Raw genomic sequence first — 24,506 nt, forward strand, 5'->3', positions numbered from 1 at the left:
GGCTATTTATTTATAGCCACTTTATAGTTAATACCGTAGGTCTTGGTTAAATTATCGTCATTAAAAATATCCTTCACCGGTCCCGTGGCTATTTTCTTTACATTCAAGAATGTTACCCAATCGAAGTATTCCGGTACGGTTTGTAGATCGTGATGTACTACTACCACTGTTTTGCCTGCTTTTCGAAGTTCTTTTAAGATATTAATGATCGCGATCTCGGTAGTGGCATCGACCCCTTGAAAAGGTTCATCCATAAAATAGATAGCTGCATTTTGCACCAGTGCTCTCGCTAAGAACACACGTTGCTGTTGACCGCCACTTAACTGACTAATCTGCCTGTTCTTGAACGAAAGCATGCCCACCTTTTCCAAGGCTTCCAAAGAAGCTTTTTTCTCCTTTTGTCCAGGCCTTTTGATCCAGCCTAAGCTCCCGTAAGTACCCATCATGACCACATCAAGGGCCGTAGTGGGAAAATCCCAATCTACACTCCCTTTCTGCGGCACATACCCTACTAGTCTTCGTTGTTTCTCATAAGGCTTTCCATAAATCGCTACGCTTCCGGCTATGGGTTTGATGATACCTAAAATAGCTTTGATCAACGTAGATTTTCCCGCACCATTGGGTCCCACAATTGCCATTAAGACCCCTTCGGGAACTGCAAGGTCTATATCCCAAAGTACAGGTTTGTAGTTATAGGCTACTGTAAGGTCATCTACTTGTATGGCAATTTTATTGTTCATTATTTTAAGGCTTCTACAATGGTATTTACGTTATATCGAAACATGCCCAGATACGTACCTTCAACAGTTCCAGAATTACCTAAAGCATCACTATAGAGTGAGCCTCCTATAACCACTTCGTGTCCTTTGGCCAACACTGCTTGCTGTAAAGCTTCAATTGTTCTTCTCGGGACCGAGCTCTCTACAAAAATAGCCTTTACCTCGTTCTCTATAATGAAATCTGATAAGCGCTGCACATCTTGAACCCCGGCCTCGGTGGCGGTAGAGAGACCTTGTAAGCCCACTACATTAAAACCATAGGCTTTTCCGAAGTAATTGAACGCATCATGCGCCGTTACCAAAATTCTTTTTTCCTCGGGCAACGCAGCTATTGTGGCTAGGGTTTCTGATTCCAGTTTGGACAATTCTGCAATATAATTCTTGGTATTTTCCTTGTAATACGCTGCATTTTCAGGGTCTTCTTCGGAAAGTGCATTCGATACTCCCAAGGCAAATTGTTTAAAATAGGAAATATCGAACCAAACATGTGGGTCGAAACTAGAGGCAAAATAATCTGACCCTATCAATTCATTTTTATCTAATGCTTCGGCAAGTGGAACCTGTCTTTTTTCCTGTCGTTCCATCTTCTCGAACACGTCTACAAGCTTTCCTTCCAAGTGCAGGCCATTGTAAAAAATGATATCGGCATTATAAAGTTTTGTAACATCGCCTTCGCTGGCCTTGTACAAGTGTGGATCTACACCGGCGCCCATTAATCCCTGAACTTCGATTTGGTCGCCACCAATATTTTTAACCAGATCGGTAATCATGGTTGTGGTAGTAACTACCTTGAGTTTTCCTGATTCTTCGGAAGAATCCTTACATCCTAAGATGCTTATTGCTACGAGTATAAGTACAATTTTTTTCATCATTTTATTTTGGTATTCTAAAACTAACGCCTGCGCTAAGTAAAATATCTTGTCCTTCGCTAATGCTACTGCCAACCGTAGCATCCAGCTATATGTTTGGTTGAATTAAATAGGTGATTCCGGCATCCCATAAATGGTTTGAACTGCTGTCTTCCGGAAGATCACCGTATAATTCGGCATAGAGTCCAAAGCGGTCGGTGATACTATATCCGTACACCAGCGTATAGACATAGGCTGCTTCCGGAGAATCGTCGAGCCATTGTGCTCCCAGATTATAGGCGAGACTAGAACGCTCGGAAAGTGTATGCGCAAAGGAAAAGCGAAAATCTACACCGGTAGTTTCGGGACGGTAATCGTTTGCTGCGGTAAAGGGCAGATACAAATGTCCTAACAGACCCATTTCGGGGAGCAAGCCTTTTTCTTCTGTGATCGCCACTTTCATACCGGCCAATAGCGGTGAAAATCCACTTAAGACGTTGTTGATTTCGTTTCCATTGATCGCAAATTGGGTTTCCTCAAAATTCCACCCCAGTCGCAATTCGAGGTTGTCAAGAATTCCGAAGCGCAATAAGGTTGTATTGTAACCAAATACTTCGGTCTTTAGGTCGTTGTCCTCAAAAGACTCATAGAACGCACCCGTTTCAACCTGAAGAAACCCTACGGGTACTGTGGAAGGCGACTCGGTTGCATCGGGACGATCGGTGATCATTTCGGGAACGGATTGATCCTCTTGTGCGAAGCTTCCGAAGGAAACAGCGCAACATAGAAATAAAACTATTTTTTGAATGGTATTCATCTTAGTTGGTTTGTACATATAGATTTTCGGCTATTTTTTTTGATATAAAGAATTGGTCATTGCCCACTTGTATAATCATTGAGCCATCGAAGAATTCTTTTCCTAACACCTTGATCTTGGTGCCTATGCTAATTTTACGCTTGTCCAGATACTGCAGGAATTCACCGCTGGATTCTTTAACCCCTACACATACGCCACGTTGGTTCTTTTCACATTCGGAAAGTAATTTCTTCTCGGTGCGTTTTACATTTCCATGCTTGTCGGGTATTGGATCCCCATGTGGATCGAAATCGGGATGTCCTAAAAACTTATCGAGCCGCACCACAAGTTCTTCAGACTGTATATGTTCTAATTGTTCGGCGATATCGTGGACTTCGTCCCAGTGAAAATTGAGCTTTTCGACCAAGAACACTTCCCAGAGTCGGTGCTTTCGGATCACATTGGCCGCAATTTTTCGCCCGGACGGAGTTAATAGTGTGCCTTTGTATTTTTTATACGACAACACTTCCTTTTCTGCTAATTTCTGAACCATATCGGTCACCGAGGACGGTTTGGTATCCATACGGTCGGCAATAGCATTTGTGCTTACCTCACCATTGTGCTCTTGCTCCAAATGGTAAATTGCCTTTAAATAATTCTCTTCTGCTAATGAAAACATAGGGCAAAGGTAAATATATTTTTACTTGAATACTATTAATATTTTTAGCTTAGTCTAAAAATAAGGCTATAAACTAGGTTAATCAACTCATAAACTGTGCTTTAAAAAAAATGATACTTTATCGTATTGAATTAAAAACCGCGTTCCTTTTGAAGCTGTTCGTACGCGTCTTGCACCTTTTGGAACTTTTCTTGTGCTCCTTTTTGATAGGCTTCATCCATGTGTTGTAACTTATCGGGATGATACTTTTTAGCCATAGTACGATAGGCGGCTTTAATCTCAGAAATACTGGCCGTTCTATCTATCTCCAGAATCTTGTAGGCACTGTCCGGATTTTTAAAGAACATGGCCTTGATGCTTTCAAAATCTCGAACTTGCACCCCTAAGTAACGAGCGATCTCATTTATTTCTCTTACTTCGGAATCGGTTACATGTCCGTCTGCATTCGCAATACTAAACAGAAAGTGAAGAATTTGTAAACGTGATTCGTATCGGGTGCGTTGTCGTAATAACGTACATATATTTTGAGCAGAAACCTGTCGTTTCTTAATTACCTCATTAAATACCTTAAAGGTAGCGTTGGCTCGTTCTCTGCCATACGCTTGTACAAAATACTTACGTACATAGTCTAACTCACTTTGGTTAACACTGCCGTCGGCTTTAATTACCAACGATGCCAGCGAAAGCAGATTAAGTTCGAAATCGGCCGGTGTCACATGATCGCGTTGCTGTTGTTGAAACACTTGTTGGAAAGAACCCCCTTTTCGCACCGTCATATTATCCAGTAGGCTACCCAATAAGAAACCGACAATGGCTCCCGGAAATCTAAAAAACACGTAGCCTACAACAGCTCCCAACCAACGAATCATAAATGCAAAAATTTCTTTTTAAAAACTGCGAGCAAAGATACCAAAATTAGTTGGTTGAAAATTGGACACGGTACTACCGATTTTTAACGGAATATACCCTCACAATATTCAAAATCTCTATATCGTCATTAATTTAATCTACCCTTTCAAAGGTACCTACTCCCAACAAAATTAGTTACCTTTGTAACCAATACGTTACACTTAAAAAAGATTGATTATGTATCCACCGGAATTAGTAAAACCAATGCGAGAAGACCTTACGAGTATAGGCTTTTCAGAATTATATACAGAACAAGACGTTAAAGAAGCTTTGGCAAAAGAAGGAACGACCTTGGTGGTTGTAAACTCGGTTTGTGGCTGTGCGGCTGCGAATGCACGTCCCGGCGCCAGAATGTCGCTTCAAAATGCAAAGAAACCCGATCACCTAGTTACTGTTTTTGCCGGTGTAGACCGCGAAGCAGTTGATGCAGCGCGTGCAGAAATGATTCCATTTCCACCTAGCTCGCCATCTATGGCGCTTTTCAAGAATGGAGAATTGGTTCATATGCTAGAACGTCATCATATTGAAGGTCGCCCGGCCGATATGATCGCCGAGAATTTAAAAGGTGCTTACGACGAGCATTGTTAGAAAAATATTCCAAGAATTTAGAACCGTTCCTTACACATTGTGAAGAACGGTTTTTTTATTTTTGATACGATGAAAAAGCTTGCCCACGTATTGAGTTATCCGTTTTCGGTGCTATTTTATCTGTTATTCGGGTTGAACCTAATTCTATTTCACCCCATACAATGGATCTGTTTAAACGTTTTTGGATATCAAGCACATAAAAGCAGTGTAGACTATTTTAATTGGTTTATTATGCGCTGTCTCAATATTCTAGGCACTACTTTCGACGTTACTATTCGTACGAGCATTCCAAACAACGTGCCTATTATTATCGCCTCAAACCATCAAAGTATGTGGGACATCCCTCCGCTTATTTGGTATTTGCGAAAATACCATCCAAAGTTTATTTCAAAAATTGAATTAGGAAAAGGCATCCCTTCTATCTCTTTTAATCTAAAATACGGCGGAAGCGTACTCATAGATCGCAAAGACCCTAAGCACGCGACACAACAGATCACCAAAATCGCAAAATACATCTCCCGGCACAATCGCAGCGTGGTGATCTTTCCGGAAGGAACTCGAAGTCGTGACGGAGTACCAAAACCTTTTAAACGCAGAGGCCTTCAAACTTTGTTCGAACATGCTCCAGATGCTTACATACTTCCCGTAAGTGTTAGCAATTCGTGGAAATTACAGCGATATGGCATGTTCCCAATGCCACTGGGCATACGATTAAAATTCGTAGTTCACCCGGCTATTAAAGTAGGAGATCATGCTTCCGCGGCGTTAATAGAAACTATCGAATCGCAGATCAAATCTGAAATTGTTCACTAATGGCTTCGGAAACAGCACAAGATGTAATTGAACGCACAAAAGCGTTTGTCCAATCGGAACTTAAAGGAGCAGAAGGTGGTCACGATTGGTTTCATATTGAACGGGTATACCAAAACGCATTACTTATTGCAAGGTCTGAAAATGTCGATACGGTGATCGTGGCTTTAGGTGCGTTGCTCCACGATATAGCCGATTCAAAATTTCACGAAGGTGACGAAACCATTGGCCCAAAAAAAGCAAGGCAGTTTCTTAATAAAACAATGCTTTCCGAAGAAAAAATAACCCATGTCATAAAGATCATTGAAAACATCTCGTTCAAAGGCGGACATACCCAACAGCAGTTCAACTCTCCGGAATTAGATGTGGTACAAGACGCCGATCGATTAGACGCTTTAGGTGCCATTGGTATTGCACGAGCATTTAACTATGGCGGATTTAAAAATCGCGTGCTTTACGACCCTTCCATTCCACCTAAACTCGATATGACTCCTTCCGAATATAAGGCCTCTACCGCTCCTACCATCAATCATTTTTATGAAAAATTGTTACTGCTTAAAGATCGTATGAATACCAAAACCGGGCATCGTATCGCGAGCAAACGTCATGTGTTTATGGAGCAATACTTAGCACAGTTTTTCGCTGAGTGGAAAGGCCTCACTTGATTAAAAGAAACTCAACTGTGGATCTTTAAGTTGCAAGTAGTGCGAGGTTTCGAGTTCCGGCGGTTTTATAGCAGGTAAAAAGCGTTTTTTGGCAATTTTCATACTGGCGTGCAATTGTTCGGCAAAATTCCCCGAACCCTTTATTCGCCTTCCCCATTCACTGTCGTTTAACTTACCACCGTGACATTCGGCGATCTGATTTAAAATGCGATCCGCTCGATCGGGGATGGTTTTATAGGCCCAATCTTTGAAGATAGTTGCGATCTGACCGTTTAGTCGAACCACCGTAAAACTCACATCGCATGCGCCTGCTTTGGCAACGGTCTTTACCAACGGCAAGATCTCATGACTATTTAGAGCAGGAATTATTGGCGCCATCATAACACGAACAGGAATTCCGGCTTTGGATAACACCTCTACGGCCTTAAGTCGCTGTTTTATCGTAGCTGTTCGTGGCTCAAGTAATCGTCTTGTTTTTTCTGAAAGTGTCGTGATCGAAATATTAACCGTGATGGTGTTAAGTGCAGCCATTTCTTGTAACAGATCAAGATCACGCAGTATGAGTGCATTTTTTGTGATGATCCCGGTAGGGTGTTTCCACGAAAGCATGACTTCCAGACACTTTCGAGTGATCTGAAGTTTTCTTTCGACCGGTTGGTAACAATCGGTGTTCCCGGAAAAAATGATGGTGTGAGGTTGCCACGATTTGCTTCTCAATTTTTGATCTAACAAGAGGGGCGCATTCTTTTTTACTAGGATATTTCGTTCAAAATCCAATCCGGCTCCATATCCCCAATATTCATGACTGTTCCTTGCATAGCAGTACACACAGCCATGTTCACACCCTTGATATGGATTGGCAGAATAGCCCATGCCTACGTCCGGACTGTTTACCTTATTTACAAAGCTCTTCGGAAATACCTCTAAGTATTTGGTTTGTTCCGAATCTGCTGCTTCACCTTCAAGCATACAATAGTTCAAGAAGTCGTCACGTTGTTCGTGACTAAGATCAAAAAAACGATTAGAAACCTTTTTTTGGGCTCCTCTTCCTTTGTATGTTCCTTCTGGAGATGGCATATAGCTTCGAGTGATTTGCACTCAAAGATACTTAACAAATTGGAATTATTCCAATTATTATTGGAATTACTCCATTATTTGCCGGGAAATTTAGGTTTTCTTTTTTCTAAAAAAGCAGACGTTCCTTCTTTAAAGTCGGCCGTTCCAAAACATTTTCCAAATTGGGTGATCTCGGTATCATATCCATTTTCACCTTCTTCAAATCCGGCGTTAATAGCGGAGATCGCGGCTGCAATCGCTACCGAAGAATTTCGCATGATCTTGCGGGCTAATTCTTCAGCAAAATCGATCAACTCATCTAGCGGAGTAACGTGATTGACTAACCCATATTGTAGCGCCTGATTGGCACCGATCATTCCCGCGGTCATGATCAGTTCCATCGCGCGACCTTTGCCCACAAGTTGTGGCAAACGCTGTGTTCCACCATATCCCGGTATTACACCCAAGGATACTTCTGGAAGTCCCATTTTGGCATTATCACTTGCAATGCGAAAATGAGCCGACATGGCTAATTCTAGTCCACCTCCAAGCGCAAAGCCGTTAATTGCAGCGATGACCGGAGTAGACAAATGAGCAACATAATCAAATAACTGTGCTTGACCTTTCGCAGCCAATTGCTCACCTTGAGCAACTGAAAAATCTGCAAACTCAGAGATATCGGCTCCTGCTACAAATGCTTTTTCACCACTACCTGTCAAAATAATAACCTTCACTTTCTTGTTTTCTTCTGCCGCTTTAAAGGCATTGTGAAGTTCTTTGATGGTTTCTTGGTTTAAGGCATTTAATTTGGAAGGTCGATCGATAGTAATGGTACATATTCCTTCACTTGATTGACTCTTAATATTTTGATAACTCATGTTGTAGGTTTTTTTGCTTGGCACAAAAATACAAAAAGACTTACAGTTGTCGTGGGATTCGTACTGTAAATACAGTAGTTTCGGGAGATGAAGTGAATGATATATTACCTTTATAGGTTTCTACGATATTCTTGACCATAGCGAGTCCCAATCCCATACCACTGGTCTTGGTTGTAAATTTAGGCTCGAATACCTTGTCCTTGTTTTCCTCCAGTATCCCGACACCGTTATCCATAACCGTAATCGCTACTGTAGTTTCTTCAGCCTTGACAGTAACTTCTATACGCGGTTCCTCGGGCTGTTTTTGTTCAATGGCCTGAATGCTATTTTTCACAAGATTGGTGATTACTCTAATGAGTTGCGTACGATCGAATTTTGCAATGATCGATTCTTCTTCAGAAAAGAAATAGACATAGCCCTCATTAAAAATATCCAGCGCTAATTTGGTGATCTTCACCACATTCAACGTTTCATCCTGCTGTGCCGGCATTTTCGCATAATTGGAAAATGCGGAAGCAATTGAGCTCATCGTGTCGATCTGTTGAATTAATGTATTGCTGTACTCGTCTAATTTTTTATGAATGTTTGGATCGTTCGCATCGAAGGTACGTTGAAAACTTTGTACGGTTAAGCGCAATGGGGTCAACGGATTTTTAATTTCATGCGCCACTTGTTTTGCCATTTCACGCCAAGCGGCCTCACGTTCACTAGCGGCTAATTGAGCCGCACTATTTTCCAGTTCATCGATCATGGCATTATACGCATTGACCAAAGTAGATATCTCTTCCGGTGTATTGCTAACATTAATTATTTTGTTGCGCTTGTCCAATCGCGCTTCCTTTATCTTTTCACCAATATCGTTTAGCGAACGTGTGATATATTTTGACAGGAAATATGCCAATGCGATCGCGATCCCCAACATAAAAAGGTATGCGATTCCGAGGCGACTTAAATTCTCTTTGAGCTCTTTTTGTATAAATCCGTCGTCCTCAATATAAGGCAGGTTTAAGATAGCTAACGGCTTAAAATAACTGTCGGTGATATACGTATAGGAAGAACGGTAATCTTGTCCGTCTTCGGTAAATTCTTCCACAAAGCTTTTCGATTGCGAAGTCTTTAAGGCCTGCATCGCATACTCGGGAATTTTGGCATGTGCTGTGTCCTTTACAAATGATGCTTTAGAAGATTTTAGTAAATTTCCCTCCAGATCGTAGAAATACAACTCCAGATCGTGGATCGTTCGAAGTTCATAGATCTTTTCTTTAAAGATTAGCGGGATCATTTCTGTTTCTACCGGGTAGGTCGTATTTCGAAGCACATAATTGATATTCTCACGTATGTTTACTTCCTTGCGTTGCAAACGTTCTCTATGGTAATCTTCTGCCTCTTCGCGATATTGATAGACCGTTACGACCGCAATAAGAATAGAAGCCCCTACGACCAATAGCAGCATGGAAAGAAATATTCTAGATCGTAAGGATTGTTTGTAGAGCTTCATGAAACTACTTTATGGGCGAAAGATAACAATAATTAGACCATGATTAATTTTGGTTGTTTCGCTCACGTATTCGTTTGTAGAGACGATACCCTAGCATTAACAGTACCGAAAAAGCGAAAATACCTACTACACCGTAGATCCAATTGACGGCATTTTTCAGAATAACTAAAAAAACAACGGCAAATAAAATAATGGTTGCTCCTTCGTTAAAGATTCGCATAAAATTAGAACTGTGCTTTACCACTCCTTTTTGTAACTGTCTATAAATGCTATGACATTTAAAGTGATAAAAGATTAGTGCGATCACGAAGCCCAATTTTACTTGCATCCAAGCATCGGTGAGATAGAACGGCCGTAACGCGATCACCCAGATGCCAAAACCCAGCGCAAGGATCATAGAGGGCCAAGTAATGATCGTCCACAAGCGCATGGCCATCAACTTTAGTTGCGCCCCGAGTATCGACTTCTCCGGTTCCGGCTTATGAAACGCCTCAATTTGATATACGAACAATCGCACAATATAAAACAAACCTGCAAACCAGGTGATCACAAATATGAGGTGAAGTGATTTTATATAATTGTACTCCATTAGTCTTGGTCTTCTTCCACGAACAAATAGTTTAGGTTCATAGCATTGAATTCTGCATTAAATGCTTGTATCTCTTCGGAAAGTATTTTGTCAAATTTCGTTAGCTCTGCTTCAATTTTAGCCGTTAGTTCGTTCTTCACTGCAATATCTTGCTGCGTAGGTGGAAAATCATCCATACTTACCAAACTGTTCAAATGTGCCAGTTTATTGGTGAGTTTAATTGGAAAGTTCAACGGATCTTGTCCACTTCGGTTCTTGGTTTGATATAAGGCTTTTTCTATTTCTGAAAGTGATTCACTCAAGCTTTCAGCCTTTTCTACTAAGGCTTCTACCGCCTCATTATCCTCATATTGCTCTTGAAAGGAGGTTAACTGCTTATTGATATTTCGAATTTTCTTAATGGATTTGTGTGCTTTGTCAACCGTTTTATTTACGTCGGTAATAAAATCGAACTGTCGCTGCATGCCGGCAACATCGGTCTCGGCATTGGCATCGGGTAGTAGTGTCGCCATTTGTGTGTACACCTCATCGTCTACTTCTAACACCACCTTGTATTCGCCGGGTACGGCCTGTGGTGCACTCGTGCTCGCCCACCATAGAATCATTCCATCTAAGCGTTCGGCTCCTTCACCGCGCATATCCCAATTGTGATAATTCATTCCCTCTTTCACCGTTAGCTTGTTCTCTTTTTTATTCTTGTTACTAAAGCTTGAAATAGTGTCATTAGCTCGATTCAAGTAGCTAAGCTTAATCTCCTTATCTTCGGGATTGGAAACCTTAAAATAGGTCATCATCCCACTAGGGTGGTTTGTTCCACTCGTAAGTGAACCACTTCGTGATCCGCCACCCATACGATAGGTGTCTTTTGGCTTGAAAAGATAGTTTTCATTGTTTTTTGCTTCGGAAAGTTGATGAATTACCGTGAGATCATCGAGAATCCATAAACTGCGTCCTTGGGTTGCGACAATTAGGTTATTGTCGCGCAGGGCAAGATCGGTAATAGGAACTATTGGTAGATTTAATTGAAACGGTTGCCAATTCGCTCCGTCATTAAAAGAAATATACATGCCTGTTTCGGTACCGGCATACAACAACCCTTTTTGTTTAGGGCCCTCTCTTACTACTCTTGTAAAATGTTCTGATGCGATACCATTGGTTATTTTCTTCCAAGTTTTTCCATAGTCGGAAGTTTTGTACAAATAAGGAGCAAAATCGCCTGTTTTGTATTTTGTTCCAGCAATATAACATGTTGCAGGATCGAACACCGAAGGTTCAATACTGTTGATCATCATCCACTCGGGCATTCCTTTTGGGGTCACATTTTCCCAATTCTCACCACCATCTCGAGATACATGTACAAGTCCGTCATCACTTCCGGTCCAAAGCAATCCCGGAGTTACGGGTGATTCGGCAGCAGCAAAGATGGTACAATAGTATTCGACAGAGGTGTTGTCCTGTGTGATAGGCCCGCCTGAGGATTTTTGTTTATCTGGGTCATCCCGTGTTAGGTCGGGACTAATAACTTCCCAACTTTCCCCTTCGTTCGTTGTAACATGTAAGTGATTGGAGGCTGTGTATAGTTTATTCGGATCGTGCGGTGAAAAGAAAATCGGGAAATTCCATTGAAAACGATATTTCATATGCTCCGCACCATGACCCATTGGGTTGTCGGGCCACACACTAATACTGCGAACAGTGTTCTTTTCGTGGTTATATCTAGTTAAAAAACCATCGTAGCTTCCGCCATAAACGATATTCGGATTCTCCGGATCTACTGCAATATGGGCGCTCTCGCCTCCTGCAGTGGACTCCCAGTCGTCTTCATCGATGTTATAGCCTTCGGTGCGATGGGGAATTCGAACCGTAGAATTGTCTTGCTGAGCCGCATAAATGCGATACGGAAATGCATTATCGGTAGTCACCCTGTAAAACTGTGAGGTTGGCTGATTGTGATAGGTACTCCAAGTTTCCCCTCCGTCGTAAGTGACCTGTGCGCCTCCATCATCTCCAATAATCATTCTTTTAGGGTCTTCCGGTGCTATCCATAGATCGTGATGATCGCCGTGCGGTGCGTTGTAGGTTTCATAGGTCTTTCCGCCATCGGTACTTTTATGATAACGTACGTTGAGTACATACATGACGTCCTCATCATGTGTATCGGCATAGATTCGAGTATAATACCAAGCACGCTGTCTCAAGTTACGGTCGCTATTTATATTGTTCCAAGTCTCACCTCCATCTTCACTGCGATACACACCACCTTTTTCTTTGTGTTCTACAATGGCCCAAACACGATCGCTATTGGCCGGGGAAACCGTTACGCCAATAATTCCAAGCGTATCGCCGGGAAAGCCTTTGTTTTTCGATATTTCCTTCCATGTTTCACCACTATCGGTACTTTTCCAAAGTGCAGATCCTTCACCACCACTACTTAAACTATAGGGCGTGCGGCGTACATTCCAGGTGGAAGCGTATAATATCCTCGGATTGTTCGGGTCCATTATAAGATCTACCGCTCCTGCATCGCTGTTAGCGAATAATTTCTTCTGCCACGTCTTCCCGCCATCTGTACTTTTATATACACCTCTTTCTTCGGAAGACTTATAAATATTACCAAGCACTGCGGCATAAACTGTGTTATAGTCTTTAGGATGAATGGCAATTCGTGAAATATGCCTGCTTTTTGGCAATCCGGAGGCTTTCCAAGTCTTCCCGGCATCTTCCGATTTCCACATGCCATAACCTGAAGAGACATTACCACGCACGGTTTTTTCTCCTCCGCCTACATAGATCACGTTCGGATCGCTTTCGGCCACTTCGATCGCACCGATCGACCCACCAAAATAGCCGTCGCTAATATTCTTCCAGGTACGTCCTCCATTTTTAGTCTCCCAGATTCCGCCGCCGGTAGCACCAAAATAAAATAGGTTTGGTTTGCTGGGAACACCTGTTACTGCGGCGCTTCGACCGCCTCGAAACGGACCGATTAACCGATATTCTAAGGCGTCGTAGGCCGCTTCATCGTAAGTTTGGGCGTTGGTAGTTAGTGGAATTATTCCGAAGAAAAGCATCAGAATAGCAAAGATGGTTGGGAGTGAATAATGCGTCATGATTAAATTTTAATTGGTGTTTAAAGATACTTAAATCTATAAGAATTTTATTCAGCACCCTTAAGGTTCTTCTTGACCTCTCGATGAAGATAATATCCGGTAACCACAGTAGAGAGCACATCGGCAATAGGAAAGGCGATCCATACGCCCCACACGCCAAAAAATTCGGGGAGAATCAACACCAATGGAATCAAGAAAAATCCTTGTTTGGTTAAACTTAACAATAAAGCGGGAATGGCCTTACCAATCGCTTGAAAATAGGAAGCTCCTATTAATTGTATAACGATAACAGGTGTAGCTGCAAACACCCATCGCAAGGCATCTGGCGTTCTCTGTAAGAGTTCGGCATTATTAGCAACAGTTTGCGCATCTTGACCCGCCTTCTCACTAATAAAGATAGCGACCAGATCGGGCGCAAAGACCATAATGATCGCAAAAATTACAAGCGCCAGCATCCCCGAGTATTTGATAGAAGTGTTGATCGACTCACGTACCCGTTGAAAGTGTTTGGCCCCGTAATTATATCCGGCGATGGGTAAAAACCCTTGATTTACACCTATAACAGGAAATAAGGCAAACATGAGCATTCTACTTATAATTCCGTAGGATGCTACATCTATGGCGTCTCCATAACTTATAAGCGTATTGTTCAATAAAATAGTGAGCACACTAATGGTGGCTTGTCTCGCCAAGGTGACAAAACTAAGACTGCTAATTTCTTTAACGATCTTGGTGTCAAGAATAAACGATTGGGGTAAAAGTCTAAGTTCACTTTTAAATATGAAGAACCACAAAATAAACAAAAAGCAAATCCCATAACTAATAAAGGTGGCCCATGCTGCTCCTTCCATCCCAAAATCGAAGACGTAGATGAGGATATAATCCATAAAAATATTGCCTATTGCCGGCAACATCATGGCATACATCGCAAATTTAGGTTTGCCTTCGGCTCGAATCACGTTGTTCCCCATCATACACAACGCGAGCATGACAATACCATACATTACGATGCGATAATAGGTTAGCGCCAAGTCCTTGAACGAATCATCGGCTCCAAAAAATTCTATAAGATAATCTTGGAAAACAAGTCCGAAAACTGCCAACAAGCCCGAGGTGAGAAACGTAAGGGTAACTTGATTTCCAAACACTCGTAAGGCTTTGCTGTCATTGCCCGCACCAAGTGCTCTAGAGAGTACTGAACTACCACCAATTCCTACCGCCAGACCAATGGCACCAATAAAAAAGGTGATTGGAATTACAACCGTGATTGCAGAGATAGCCAACGGACCAATCCATCGTCCGACGAAAATAGTATCGACGATCATGTTCAACGACATGACCAAGATCCCTATGGAAGCCGGTACTGCCTGCTTGATGAGCAGACTACTAATAGAGTCGGTACCTAATGTATTCGATTTTCGTTGTTTGGCCATTAGGCAATTGCCGTTTTGGTATCAACGATGCGCCATTCGTCTATCCATCCGGCCAACAAGCTTGCGAAATCATCTCTATCGTTTAAACAAGGAATGGTTGTAAATTCTTTTCCGCCTACTTCGTGGAAGATCTCTTCGCCTTCCATAGCGATCTCCTCTAAGGTTTCAAGGCAATCACTTACAAAGGCCGGGGTCACGACCACTAATTTTTTAATTCCGGCCTTCCCCATACGCTCGATGGTTCGGTCGGTATAGGGTTGTAACCAAGGATCAAAACCTAATCTAGATTGAAAAGAGGTAGAATACGTGCCCGGTGCTAACCCTAACTTTTCTACTACCATGGCGGTGGTCTTTAAACATTGATGACGATAACAGAACTCATGTGCGGGAGAGTCGGTTACGCAACATTGCGCATCGATCTTACAATGACCGTTTGTTATATCACTCTTTCGAATGTGTCTTTCGGGTACTCCGTGATAGCTAAACAACAAATGTTCATAGTCTAGTCCTTCAAGTGTTTCTGAAATACTTTTTGAAAGCAGTTCGATATATTCGGGTCGATTGTAAAAAGCGGGTAGTGAGCTTATTTCCAATTGGGGAAAGAATTCTTTCTGAAGCTCTGCCACCTTTACATCTATGGTTTCGGTGGTTGCCATCGCAAATTGCGGATATAGCGGTATGGTCAACACTTCGGTCACGCCTTGATCTGCCAGTTCCTGAAGCCCTTTTTTTAAGGTCAAACTACCGTAACGCATGGCGAGTGCTACCGGTACGGTGACTCTTTCTTGTACTTTTTTCTGAAGGCGCTCCGAGAGAACGATCAATGGAGATCCTTCGTCCCACCAAATGCGTTGATAAGCTTCGGCTGATTTTTTTGGTCGTGTATTTAGGATGATCCCCCGAACCAAGAGGATGCGTGCCCATTTCGGCACATCGATCACTCTGGGATCCATTAAAAATTCATCTAAATATCTTTTAACATCCTTTGGGTCTGTACTATCGGGTGAACCTAGGTTGACAAGAAGAACTCCTTTCATTTTTTCTTATTTAGCACGGTAAAAATACCGTTTAAATATGAATTAAATGTTTTCTGTAGTAGATTGTATTTATGGTGCTAATTGTTGCAATTATGAACTAAGACCCATCACAAACTTTTTGGGCGTAGTGCCAAATTTCTTTTTAAAGGCTGCAATAAAATGACTGGAAGTACTATATCCAATTTTTAAGCCTACTTCGTTTACGTTGTGAGACCCTGTTGCTAATAATTGTCGCGCCACCTCCATTTTATAATCGAATAAAAAGCTAAACACAGAATCGCCATAAATTTGCTTAAATCCTTCTTTTAAGCGGTTTATGGGTAATTTTACCTCATCGGACAGCTCTTGAAGCGTCGGTGGTTCGGCCATACGTGAAATAATGATCTGTTTCGCCTTTTTTATCTTAGAAACGTTTTCTTCATCTACCAGAAACGGACATTGTTCGATATCTGCTTCGGCCGGTCTGTTAAAATACAAGCTTAATAGCTCGTAGGCTTTCCCTTTAAAATAAAGCGATTTTATAGATGGATGCAGGTTGTAATTCATTAATTGATTCAAGACGATGGCCATAGAGGGTGAGATAGGCGCGTCTTTGTAGTATTTTCGATCCTTGTTCTCCTCGCTTAAAAATGTAATATAATCTGCTTCCGAAGAAAACAATCCATGGAACTTCTTAATAGGCAGTAGTAACGATAATACCCAAGAATGCGCGTTGACCGTTAAATTTAAGGGCAAGGTGCGCTGTGGGTTGTACAACAACAGTGAAATGTCCTCCTTTAAAGGCAATACATAATTTCCTTCGTTAAAACTAAAGCTGGAAGAGCCTTTTATACAAAAATGAAACTGCACAAAATCGGAGCTAACTTCACGCACAAATGACTGATAATCATTTGTTTCATTATAAAATTTAAGAATAAAAAACCCCGGCTCGATCACCGTTTCCTCATAAAATCCTTGAGCGATATTTTTTTGTGTTTCCATGATAAAAATTCAATTTATTTATTTAGAATAAATCTAAATTACTTGTAGCTAGAAACTTTCTTAGCCTACGAAAGTAGGGTATTTTGCGGATAAACGGTTTTAGTTTAAAGAAAATTAACACCTAGCGATACAAATCATACCGCTAGCGTTGTTTTTTAATTATGACATCCTATACTTTTGCACCATTGCGTATGAAAAATAACGGCGAACGTTTTTTACCTTCCTCGAACCAAGGGAATTTTTATGCGATCGGCTTAAACTATAAAAAAGCCGATGCTGAGATTCGCGGTCATTTCAGTATTTCTGAAACGGCCCAGCAGGATATTTTAGCACATGCCAAACGAAATGGCATTACCTCCTTGAGTGTTATTTCCACGTGTAACCGCACCGAATTATACGGAATTGCCCAGCATCCATTTCAACTAATCAAGTTATTGTGTGAGCATACACAAGGAACGGTTGAAGAATTTGAAAAAGTAGCGTACATCTACAAGAATAATGAGGCTGTATCACATCTCTTTAAAGTAGGTACAGGTTTGGATAGTCAGATCTTGGGAGATTTCGAAATAATTAGTCAGTTGCGAACTGCTTTTAAACGATCTAAGAAAGCCGGTGTATTCGATGTGTTTATGGAGCGGCTATCGAATGCCGTTATACAAGCGAGTAAACGAATTAAGAATGAAACGAAGATATCTACCGGTGCCACTTCTGTGAGTTTTGCAGCGGTGCAGTATATCATGGCGAGAGTACCGTATGTTTCCGAAAAGAATATTTTGCTCTTCGGAACAGGTAAAATTGGTAGAAATACGTGCGAAAATCTCATAAAACATACCGAGAACGACCATATTACCTTAATTAATCGAACTAAGGACAAAGCGGAGAAAGTCGCAGGTAAATTTAATCTGATCGTAAAAGACTATGCCGACATACAGAGTGAGATCGCACAAACCGATGTACTCATTGTTGCTACCGGCGCACAACAACCAACTATTTGTAAGGATCTTTTATTTCTGAAGAAACCGTTGCTCATATTAGACCTGTCTATTCCGAAGAATGTATCGAACGACGTTCGAGAGAACGAACTCGTGACCTTGGTTCATTTAGATGAATTGTCGTCGGTCACCAACAAAACGCTGGAGAACCGTGCAGCGCAAATTCCGAAAGCAGAGGCTATTATTGCAGAAATTGAATCAGAATTCAATACCTGGGCCAAAAACCGCAAGTTCGTACCCACCATCAAGGCATTTAAATCGAAACTTTCCGAAATAAAGGCAGGAGAGATCGATTACCAACGAAAAAAGATCGAAGGCTTTAATGAAGAGCAAGCAGAAATTCTTAGTGCACGTATCATACAAAAGATCACTACCCAAGTGGTAAATCATTTAAAACAGGCCAACGGTTCTACCCAAACTCATTTAGAAATGCTGGAACAAATGTTTCAGTTAGAACAAAATAACCGTGAACAGTAAGATTCGCATCGGGACTCGCGACAGCGAATTAGCACTATGGCAAGCTAAGACCGTGCAACAACAACTGGAGTCGCATGGTTATACCTGCGAGCTTGTTCCTGTAAAATCGACAGGCGATCTTGTTCTCGACAAACCCTTATACGAGATGGGCATTACAGGGATCTTCACTAAAACCTTGGATGTCGCCATGTTGAACGGCAGTGTCGATATCGCCGTACACAGCATGAAGGATGTGCCCACACGTTTGCCAAAAGGCATTGTTCAAACCGCCGTGCTAGATCGTGCCAGTGCCGAAGACATACTGGTAACAAAGCAACCGGTAGACTATACAAAAGCCTGCACCGTGGCCACCGGAAGTTTAAGACGGAAGGCACAATGGCTACATCGTTACCCACATCACAGTGTAGTAGATCTTAGAGGAAATGTGAATACGCGATTGCAGAAATTAGCAGCTTCGAAATGGCAGGGTGCCATTTTTGCAAAAGCGGGTCTTAAAAGAATCGATGTACTTCCTTCCCAGTTTGAAGCTTTGGACTGGATGATCCCTGCACCGGCCCAAGGTGCCATGGTGGTCGTTGCGTTAGAAAAGGATGCAGAAATTATAGCAGCAACTTCAAAACTAAATCATGAAGTTTCGCAGTTATGTACGCATGTAGAACGACAGTTCCTTCAAGTGTTAGAAGGTGGGTGCACGGCGCCAATTGGTGCGAATGCTTCCATTGTAGACGAGGTGTTACAGTTTAAAGGCGCACTTTTTTCATTGGATGGAACCAAAAAATTAGAAATTGAAGACAGTATTGCGCTCACCGAAGTTGCTCAATTTGGAAAGAAATGCGCCGAGATCTTACTAAATCGCGGTGGAAAAGAACTAATGGCGCAAATAAAACGACAAATTTAAGTTGTAATGCGCGTTTTATCTACCAAGAAATTATCGTTAGCGCAGCAAGAATTAATATTAAATTCGGGAATTGCCTTTGTTGATTATAATGCCATAAAAATCGAATTTTTAGACTTTTTGGTAACAAATTGGACTAAAAACGTCATTTTTTCGAGTAAAAACGCAGTTCGTTCATTTCTGAAAAATTCTCGCTATACATATACCTATTCGAATTTAAGGTGTTTTTGTGTTGGAGAAAAGACCGCAGCACTCATAGAGGAAAATGGGTTAAAATTGAAGAAAATGGCGAAAAACTCGAAAGAATTGGCCAATTTTATTCAAAATTCGTATAAAAATGAAGATTTTACCTATTTCTGCGGAAACCTAAGAAGAGACGAGTTACCCTCTGCTTTAAAATTAGCTGAAATCACGCTTTTTGAGGTAAAAACATACGAAACGAAGCTAAATCCGGTCAAATTCGACCAAAAATGGGACGGAATCTTGTTTTTTAGTCCGAGTGGGATCCAAAGTTATACCTTAAAGAACAAAATAAACAATGTTGCTGTTTTTTGCATTGGAGCGACAACAGCTTCCGAAGCAAAAAAACACACGGAAAACATACATATTGCAAACTCAACTTCCGTAGAAAGCGTTATCGCCAAAGCGGTTAAGACTTTAAAGAAACATGATTAAGAACGATTTATTTTTACGTGCCTTAGACGGGCAGACTGTAACGCGTCCTCCGGTATGGATGATGCGCCAAGCTGGACGATACCTTCCAGAATTTATGGAAATCAAGGCCAAATACGATTTTTTTACGCGTTGCCAAACTCCTGAATTGGCCAGTGAAATTACAGTACAACCCATTCGACGCTACGGTATGGATGCCGCGATCTTGTTTAGTGATATCTTAGTGATCCCACAGGCAATGAACATTGAAGTAGAAATGAAACCGGGCGTAGGGCCCTGGTTACCTTATCCCATTCGAAGTGCAAAAGATCTCGATAGCGTGATCGTTCCCGATATTCAAGACAGTTTAGGGTATGTGATGGATGCCATTAAAATGACCAAGGAAAAACTAAACGATGAAATTCCGTTAATTGGGTTTGCGGGCAGTCCATGGACCATCTTATGTTATTGTGTGCAAGGGCAGGGTAGTAAAAATTTTGATAAAGCCAAGGAGTTTTGTTTTACACAACCCGTGGCTGCACATGAACTGCTTCAGAAAATAACCGATACCACCATCGCCTATTTAAAAGAAAAGGTAAAAGCGGGCGTAAATGCGGTTCAAGTATTTGATAGTTGGGGAGGCATGTTGTCGCCGGTAGATTATCAAGAATTTAGCTGGAAGTATATTCAGCAGATCATAGACGCTTTAAAGGACGAGGCACCGGTAATCGCATTTGGTAAAGGTTGCTGGTTTGCCCTAGATACCATGGCCAAAAGTGGTGCAGCTGCTCTGGGGGTCGATTGGACCTGCTCACCAAAGAAAGCCCGAGAATTAACAGGCAGAGCCATTACCTTACAAGGAAATTTCGACCCTACACGATTGTTTAGTCCGCCTAAAGAAATTAAACGTATGGTAACGCAAATGATCCATGACTTCGGAAAGGACAAGTACATTGTTAATTTAGGACATGGAATCCTACCTAATATTCCATTGGAAAATGCCGGAGCTTTTATTGAAGCCGTTAAAGAATATACGCCCCAATCGTGAACATCTGGAAACGGATACGATCGTTAAGCCCTAAGCAACTCATTCAACTTGGGTGGTTGTTCGTCTCACATCCATTGTTGATTCGACCTACGTTACAAGCAACGCGACAAACTATGAAAATCTGTGATGCGTTGTATGGAAAAAGACATCATAAGAATGGAAAAGCCAATGCTTTTAGACACGCACTATGGAATGTGTTAATTTGTCAAAAAACAGTAAAATGGACCAAAAATGAAGCAAAAAGTGTAAAATGGAGCCAAAAAGTGACCGATTTACATGAAAAACTAGCTCCGAATGCATCCTTAGAAACAGCGATGGATCTGCATAATAATGAAATTGGAAGAAGGCTTTTTTCGATGATTTCAACGCAAAACGATGCAAAAACTGTCGAAATTGTCCAAAAATCGGTGCTAAATGCTCAAAAAGTGACAACTATTGAAGATTTTGAGCAATTTAAAGATCAATTGCTTTATTTGGAATAAAGTAGTGACCAAAATGTAATAGATGATCAAGAATATTTTCATTGCGATAAAAGCCTACGGAGGTACCTTTAAACTTATTAGTCAATTGGGGCTATGGAAGTATTTTGGTGTTCCTATTGCCATCAGTTTTATTACTGCGGTCATTATCGGGTTTTCTGCCTGGGGTCTAGGCGACAACATCGGGTCCTTTATTTCTCGTATTTGGTTTTGGGAATGGGGCGCTACTACCTTTCGTGCTATTAGTGATGTAATAGGCGCCTTGGTGGTGATCGCAATAGGTCTTATTCTATACAAACACATTGTTATGGCGCTTAGCGCACCTTTTATGAGTCCCGTCTCTGAAAAGATCGAAGCGCATCTGGTAGGGACCAATCACCAGCATAGGCAGACATCGAATGCATCGCAGTTATGGCGAGGAATTCGTATTAATGTTCGCAATTTGCTAATGGAACTGCTCCTCACAATTCCAATTTTAGTATTGAGTTTGATCCCTGTAGTTAATTTCTTTACTTCTATACTCTTATTCCTCGTACAAGCATATTATGCTGGCTTCGGAAATATGGATTACACCTTAGAACGACATTTTGCAGTAAAAGAAAGTGTGGCCTTTGTAAAAAAACATCGTGGGATCGCCATAGGTAACGGCATCGTGTTCATGGCTATGCTACTCATTCCGGTAGTTGGTATTATCTTGGTCTTACCGCTATCGGTTACTGCATCTACCACTCAAACAGTACGAATTTTAAAGGAAGAAGGAAGGTTTAAATTGACGCAGGACCTTTCCGAAGAAAACAACATTAAAAGCAATTAGATACCTACACATGAAGAAGGAATTTGTAACCTATATACGAACGCTACAAAACACTATTACCTCGGCCTTAGAGGAGGTCGATGGTAAAGCTAAATTTAAAGAGGATGTGTGGAAACGTCCAGAAGGAGGGGGTGGTAGAAGCCGAGTGATCGAAAATGGAACGGTATTCGAAAAAGGAGGCGTTAATATTAGTGAAGTACATGGAACCTTACCCGAAAGTATGCAGCAGTACTTTGGCGTGAATGATGCCAATTTTTTTGCTTGCGGATTAAGCTTGGTGCTACATCCAAAAAATCCCATGGTCCCTACGGTTCACGCCAACTGGAGATATTTTGAGCTGTATGATGCCAACGGAGCCATTGTCGATCAGTGGTTTGGTGGCGGGCAAGATCTTACGCCTTATTATTTGTTTGACGCAGATGCCATTCATTTCCACAGTACGTGCAAAAAAGTTTGCGATGCGCACCATCCTGAATTCTATACTAAATACAAAAAACGCTGTGATTCGTATTTTTACAATGCACATCGAGAAGAAGGACGTGGTGTTGGCGGGTTGTTCTTTGATTATTGCAAAGAAACCGATGCAATGTCGATGCAAGATTGGTATAATTTTGTCACCGATGTTGGAAATAGCTTTTTAGAGGCGTATCTTCCTATAGTAGTTGCTCGCAAAGACCTAAACTATACCAAAAGGAACCGGCAATGGCAGGAAATTCGACGCGGACGCTATGTAGAATTCAATCTAGTGCATGATAAAGGAACGTTGTTCGGGCTAAAAACGAATGGACGTATAGAAAGCATCCTTATGAGCCTTCCGCCGGTGGTACAATGGAAGTACGACCATCACCCAAAATCGGGTAGCGAAGAAGAAAAACTGATCGAAGTATTAAAAAACCCCAAAGACTGGGTGTAAATCTGGTCATTTTAACACTAAAAAACCATGTATCCATTACGCAGAAATAGACGCTTACGTACCACAGACACCATTCGAAATCTTGTACGAGAAACCATAATTTCTCCAAACGATTTCCTCGTACCCCTATTCGTGGTCGAAGGTAAAGGTATTAAAGAAGAGATCCCTTCTATGCCCAATTACTTTCGATATAGCCTCGATCTACTTGCTTCGGAAGTAAGATCGTTAGCCAATCTAGGACTAAAGTCGGTCTTGTTGTTTGTAAAAGTACCCGACAGCTTAAAAGATAATAAAGGGACAGAGGCGTTAAATGCCGACGGACTCATGCAGCGGGCTATAAAGACCGTTAGAGATGCCGTTCCCGATATGTTGGTAATGACCGATGTCGCCTTAGATCCGTATTCTGAATTTGGTCACGACGGGATTGTTTCCGAAGGAAGCATTATAAACGACGATACCAATGCTGTTTTGGCCGAGATGGCACTGTCTCATGCCAAGGCCGGAGCCGATTTTGTGGCCCCAAGTGATATGATGGATGGTCGCATCTTCGAAATTCGCAGTCTGTTGGAAGATGAAGGGTATCACGATACAGGAATTATGAGTTACAGTGCTAAATATGCCTCGGCTTTTTATGGCCCGTTTCGCGACGCTCTAGATTCGGCTCCGGTAGCCCTTAAAGACATTCCAAAAGACAAGCAAACGTACCAAATGGATCCTGCAAATCGCGACGAAGCAGTTCGAGAAACCCTTATGGATATTCAAGAAGGTGCCGATATAGTGATGGTAAAACCCGGCTTATGCTACTTGGATATTGTACGTGACATTCGAAACGCCGTAGATGTGCCCGTTGCCGTGTATCAAGTGAGTGGTGAATATGCGATGCTCAAGGCTGCTGCCGAAAAAGGATGGTTGGATCACGATGCCGTGATGATGGAACAGATCACGGCGATTAAAAGAGCCGGCGCACATTTAATTGCCAGTTATTACGCTAAAGATGTCGTTCAATTATTATCATAGTACCTTCTATACCTTCGGAAAGATGAGACCTTTAAAGAATCTGTTGTTGCTACTATTGTTGTTTAATGTTTCGCTTGCGAGTGCACAACAAACCACGGTTACAACAGCTTTTCTCGAAAAGTGGGACAACTCTAAGTCGTATCTTGTAGAAATGGCTGAAGCCATGCCCGATAGTCTTTACGACTATCAACCAACAAAACGGCAAATGACCTTTAAAGAACAGCTAATACATATAAAATCGAACATAGATTGGTTGGTAGGCTCCTATTTTTCAGATGTAGCATACGACCGAAGCAAAGCGGCCATCCCAACAACCAAGGCCGAAACAATTGCACTACTTACAGCATCGTTCGACGCTGTTTCCGAAGCCATAAAAAACATTCGGCCGGAACGATTACAAGAAACAGTAGATTTCTTTGCCGGCCCCAAGAGTAAGTTACAAATTCTCAACCTGTTGCAAGACCACGTATCTCATCATCGTGGCCAGTTGATCGTCTACTTAAACCTCAACGAAATCACTCCGCCAAAGTACGTGGGTTGGTAGTTAAAATTTAATACAATTTT

The 24,506-nt window shown here is 41.7% G+C and carries 25 protein-coding genes; 12 read left to right on the forward strand and 13 right to left on the reverse strand.

Annotation, left to right across the window (positions count from 1 at the left end; all coding sequences use genetic code 11):
- Window positions 1–2 precede the first annotated feature (2 nt).
- The 5 genes from DWA30_RS08960 to DWA30_RS08980 form a co-directional block, all read right to left on the reverse strand.
- Window positions 3–740: a metal ABC transporter ATP-binding protein gene (locus DWA30_RS08960; RefSeq protein WP_210725399.1), complete on the reverse strand. Its 738-nt coding sequence runs from the start codon at window positions 738–740 to the stop codon at window positions 3–5.
- Window positions 740–1,648, reverse strand: a complete 909-nt coding sequence (locus DWA30_RS08965; protein ID WP_114492368.1) for a metal ABC transporter solute-binding protein, Zn/Mn family — start codon at window positions 1,646–1,648, stop codon at window positions 740–742. The genes DWA30_RS08960 and DWA30_RS08965 overlap by 1 nt, the downstream gene beginning before the upstream one ends.
- A gap of 88 nt (window positions 1,649–1,736) precedes the next feature.
- A complete protein-coding gene (locus DWA30_RS08970; RefSeq protein WP_245933886.1) occupies window positions 1,737–2,444 on the reverse strand; it encodes a transporter in 708 nt (235 codons plus the stop codon).
- A 1-nt stretch (window position 2,445) separates the two neighbouring features.
- Window positions 2,446–3,102, reverse strand: a complete 657-nt coding sequence (locus DWA30_RS08975; protein ID WP_114492206.1) for a metal-dependent transcriptional regulator — start codon at window positions 3,100–3,102, stop codon at window positions 2,446–2,448.
- A gap of 131 nt (window positions 3,103–3,233) precedes the next feature.
- The gene (locus DWA30_RS08980) at window positions 3,234–3,971 is read right to left on the reverse strand and encodes a TerB family tellurite resistance protein (RefSeq protein WP_114492207.1); all 738 of its coding nucleotides are present in this window, start codon (window positions 3,969–3,971) and stop codon (window positions 3,234–3,236) included.
- 217 nt (window positions 3,972–4,188) lie between these two features.
- On the opposite strand from DWA30_RS08980, the gene DWA30_RS08985 reads away from it, so the two are divergent.
- From DWA30_RS08985 to DWA30_RS08995, 3 genes are all read left to right on the forward strand, one after another.
- Window positions 4,189–4,599, forward strand: a complete 411-nt coding sequence (locus DWA30_RS08985) for a BrxA/BrxB family bacilliredoxin (RefSeq protein ID WP_114492208.1) — start codon at window positions 4,189–4,191, stop codon at window positions 4,597–4,599.
- 69 nt (window positions 4,600–4,668) lie between these two features.
- On the forward strand, window positions 4,669–5,412 hold the full coding sequence (locus tag DWA30_RS08990) for a lysophospholipid acyltransferase family protein (protein ID WP_114492209.1): 744 nt from the start codon (window positions 4,669–4,671) through the stop codon (window positions 5,410–5,412).
- Window positions 5,412–6,074 (forward strand): HD domain-containing protein, encoded by a 663-nt coding sequence (locus DWA30_RS08995; protein ID WP_114492210.1) that lies wholly within the window; start codon window positions 5,412–5,414, stop codon window positions 6,072–6,074. The genes DWA30_RS08990 and DWA30_RS08995 overlap by 1 nt, the downstream gene beginning before the upstream one ends.
- Here the strand turns inward: DWA30_RS08995 and DWA30_RS09000 are convergent, their stop codons facing one another.
- The 8 genes from DWA30_RS09000 to DWA30_RS09035 form a co-directional block, all read right to left on the reverse strand.
- Complete coding sequence (locus DWA30_RS09000; RefSeq protein WP_114492211.1) at window positions 6,075–7,151, reverse strand: PA0069 family radical SAM protein; 1,077 nt, start codon at window positions 7,149–7,151, stop codon at window positions 6,075–6,077.
- Window positions 7,152–7,225: 74 nt separating this feature from the next.
- Complete coding sequence (locus tag DWA30_RS09005; RefSeq protein WP_114492212.1) at window positions 7,226–8,008, reverse strand: enoyl-CoA hydratase/isomerase family protein; 783 nt, start codon at window positions 8,006–8,008, stop codon at window positions 7,226–7,228.
- 40 nt (window positions 8,009–8,048) lie between these two features.
- A complete protein-coding gene (locus tag DWA30_RS09010; protein ID WP_114492213.1) occupies window positions 8,049–9,506 on the reverse strand; it encodes a sensor histidine kinase in 1,458 nt (485 codons plus the stop codon).
- 43 nt (window positions 9,507–9,549) lie between these two features.
- The gene (locus DWA30_RS09015; protein WP_114492214.1) at window positions 9,550–10,095 is read right to left on the reverse strand and encodes a CopD family protein; all 546 of its coding nucleotides are present in this window, start codon (window positions 10,093–10,095) and stop codon (window positions 9,550–9,552) included.
- Window positions 10,095–13,166, reverse strand: a complete 3,072-nt coding sequence (locus DWA30_RS09020) for a WD40/YVTN/BNR-like repeat-containing protein (RefSeq protein WP_114492369.1) — start codon at window positions 13,164–13,166, stop codon at window positions 10,095–10,097. The genes DWA30_RS09015 and DWA30_RS09020 overlap by 1 nt, the downstream gene beginning before the upstream one ends.
- 86 nt (window positions 13,167–13,252) lie before the next feature.
- Window positions 13,253–14,638 (reverse strand): MATE family efflux transporter, encoded by a 1,386-nt coding sequence (locus tag DWA30_RS09025; protein WP_114492215.1) that lies wholly within the window; start codon window positions 14,636–14,638, stop codon window positions 13,253–13,255.
- Window positions 14,638–15,675: a ferrochelatase gene (hemH, locus tag DWA30_RS09030; protein WP_114492216.1), complete on the reverse strand. Its 1,038-nt coding sequence runs from the start codon at window positions 15,673–15,675 to the stop codon at window positions 14,638–14,640. Before hemH ends, DWA30_RS09025 begins: the two co-directional genes overlap by 1 nt.
- Before the next feature lie 90 nt (window positions 15,676–15,765).
- Window positions 15,766–16,656, reverse strand: coding sequence for an AraC family transcriptional regulator (locus DWA30_RS09035; protein WP_114492217.1), 891 nt, complete (start codon window positions 16,654–16,656; stop codon window positions 15,766–15,768).
- A 191-nt stretch (window positions 16,657–16,847) separates the two neighbouring features.
- Here DWA30_RS09035 and hemA point away from each other — a divergent pair, with 191 nt between their 5' ends.
- The 9 genes from hemA to DWA30_RS09080 are packed head-to-tail and all read left to right on the forward strand — an operon-like array spanning window position 16,848 to window position 24,486.
- The gene (gene hemA, locus DWA30_RS09040; protein WP_114492218.1) at window positions 16,848–18,125 is read left to right on the forward strand and encodes a glutamyl-tRNA reductase; all 1,278 of its coding nucleotides are present in this window, start codon (window positions 16,848–16,850) and stop codon (window positions 18,123–18,125) included.
- Window positions 18,115–19,023 carry a hydroxymethylbilane synthase gene (hemC, locus tag DWA30_RS09045; RefSeq protein WP_114492219.1) on the forward strand — a complete coding sequence of 303 codons (909 nt, stop codon included), beginning with the start codon at window positions 18,115–18,117 and terminating at the stop codon, window positions 19,021–19,023. The genes hemA and hemC overlap by 11 nt, the downstream gene beginning before the upstream one ends.
- 6 nt (window positions 19,024–19,029) lie before the next feature.
- Window positions 19,030–19,695 carry a uroporphyrinogen-III synthase gene (locus DWA30_RS09050; RefSeq protein ID WP_114492220.1) on the forward strand — a complete coding sequence of 222 codons (666 nt, stop codon included), beginning with the start codon at window positions 19,030–19,032 and terminating at the stop codon, window positions 19,693–19,695.
- On the forward strand, window positions 19,688–20,719 hold the full coding sequence (hemE, locus tag DWA30_RS09055; RefSeq protein ID WP_114492221.1) for a uroporphyrinogen decarboxylase: 1,032 nt from the start codon (window positions 19,688–19,690) through the stop codon (window positions 20,717–20,719). Before DWA30_RS09050 ends, hemE begins: the two co-directional genes overlap by 8 nt.
- Entirely contained in the window at window positions 20,716–21,201 is a 486-nt protein-coding gene (locus DWA30_RS09060; protein ID WP_136073183.1) for a DUF6973 domain-containing protein, read from the forward strand. Before hemE ends, DWA30_RS09060 begins: the two co-directional genes overlap by 4 nt.
- A 22-nt stretch (window positions 21,202–21,223) precedes the next feature.
- Window positions 21,224–22,012: an EI24 domain-containing protein gene (locus tag DWA30_RS09065; RefSeq protein ID WP_114492223.1), complete on the forward strand. Its 789-nt coding sequence runs from the start codon at window positions 21,224–21,226 to the stop codon at window positions 22,010–22,012.
- 10 nt (window positions 22,013–22,022) lie between these two features.
- Window positions 22,023–22,925 (forward strand): oxygen-dependent coproporphyrinogen oxidase, encoded by a 903-nt coding sequence (gene hemF, locus DWA30_RS09070; protein WP_114492224.1) that lies wholly within the window; start codon window positions 22,023–22,025, stop codon window positions 22,923–22,925.
- Between the two features lie 27 nt (window positions 22,926–22,952).
- Window positions 22,953–23,942, forward strand: a complete 990-nt coding sequence (gene hemB, locus DWA30_RS09075; RefSeq protein WP_114492225.1) for a porphobilinogen synthase — start codon at window positions 22,953–22,955, stop codon at window positions 23,940–23,942.
- Entirely contained in the window at window positions 23,920–24,486 is a 567-nt protein-coding gene (locus DWA30_RS09080; RefSeq protein ID WP_245933887.1) for a DinB family protein, read from the forward strand. The genes hemB and DWA30_RS09080 overlap by 23 nt, the downstream gene beginning before the upstream one ends.
- Window positions 24,487–24,506 lie beyond the last annotated feature (20 nt).

It is taken from the genome of Candidatus Ulvibacter alkanivorans, assembly GCF_003333325.1.
Lineage (GTDB): Bacteria > Bacteroidota > Bacteroidia > Flavobacteriales > Flavobacteriaceae > Ulvibacter_A > Ulvibacter_A alkanivorans.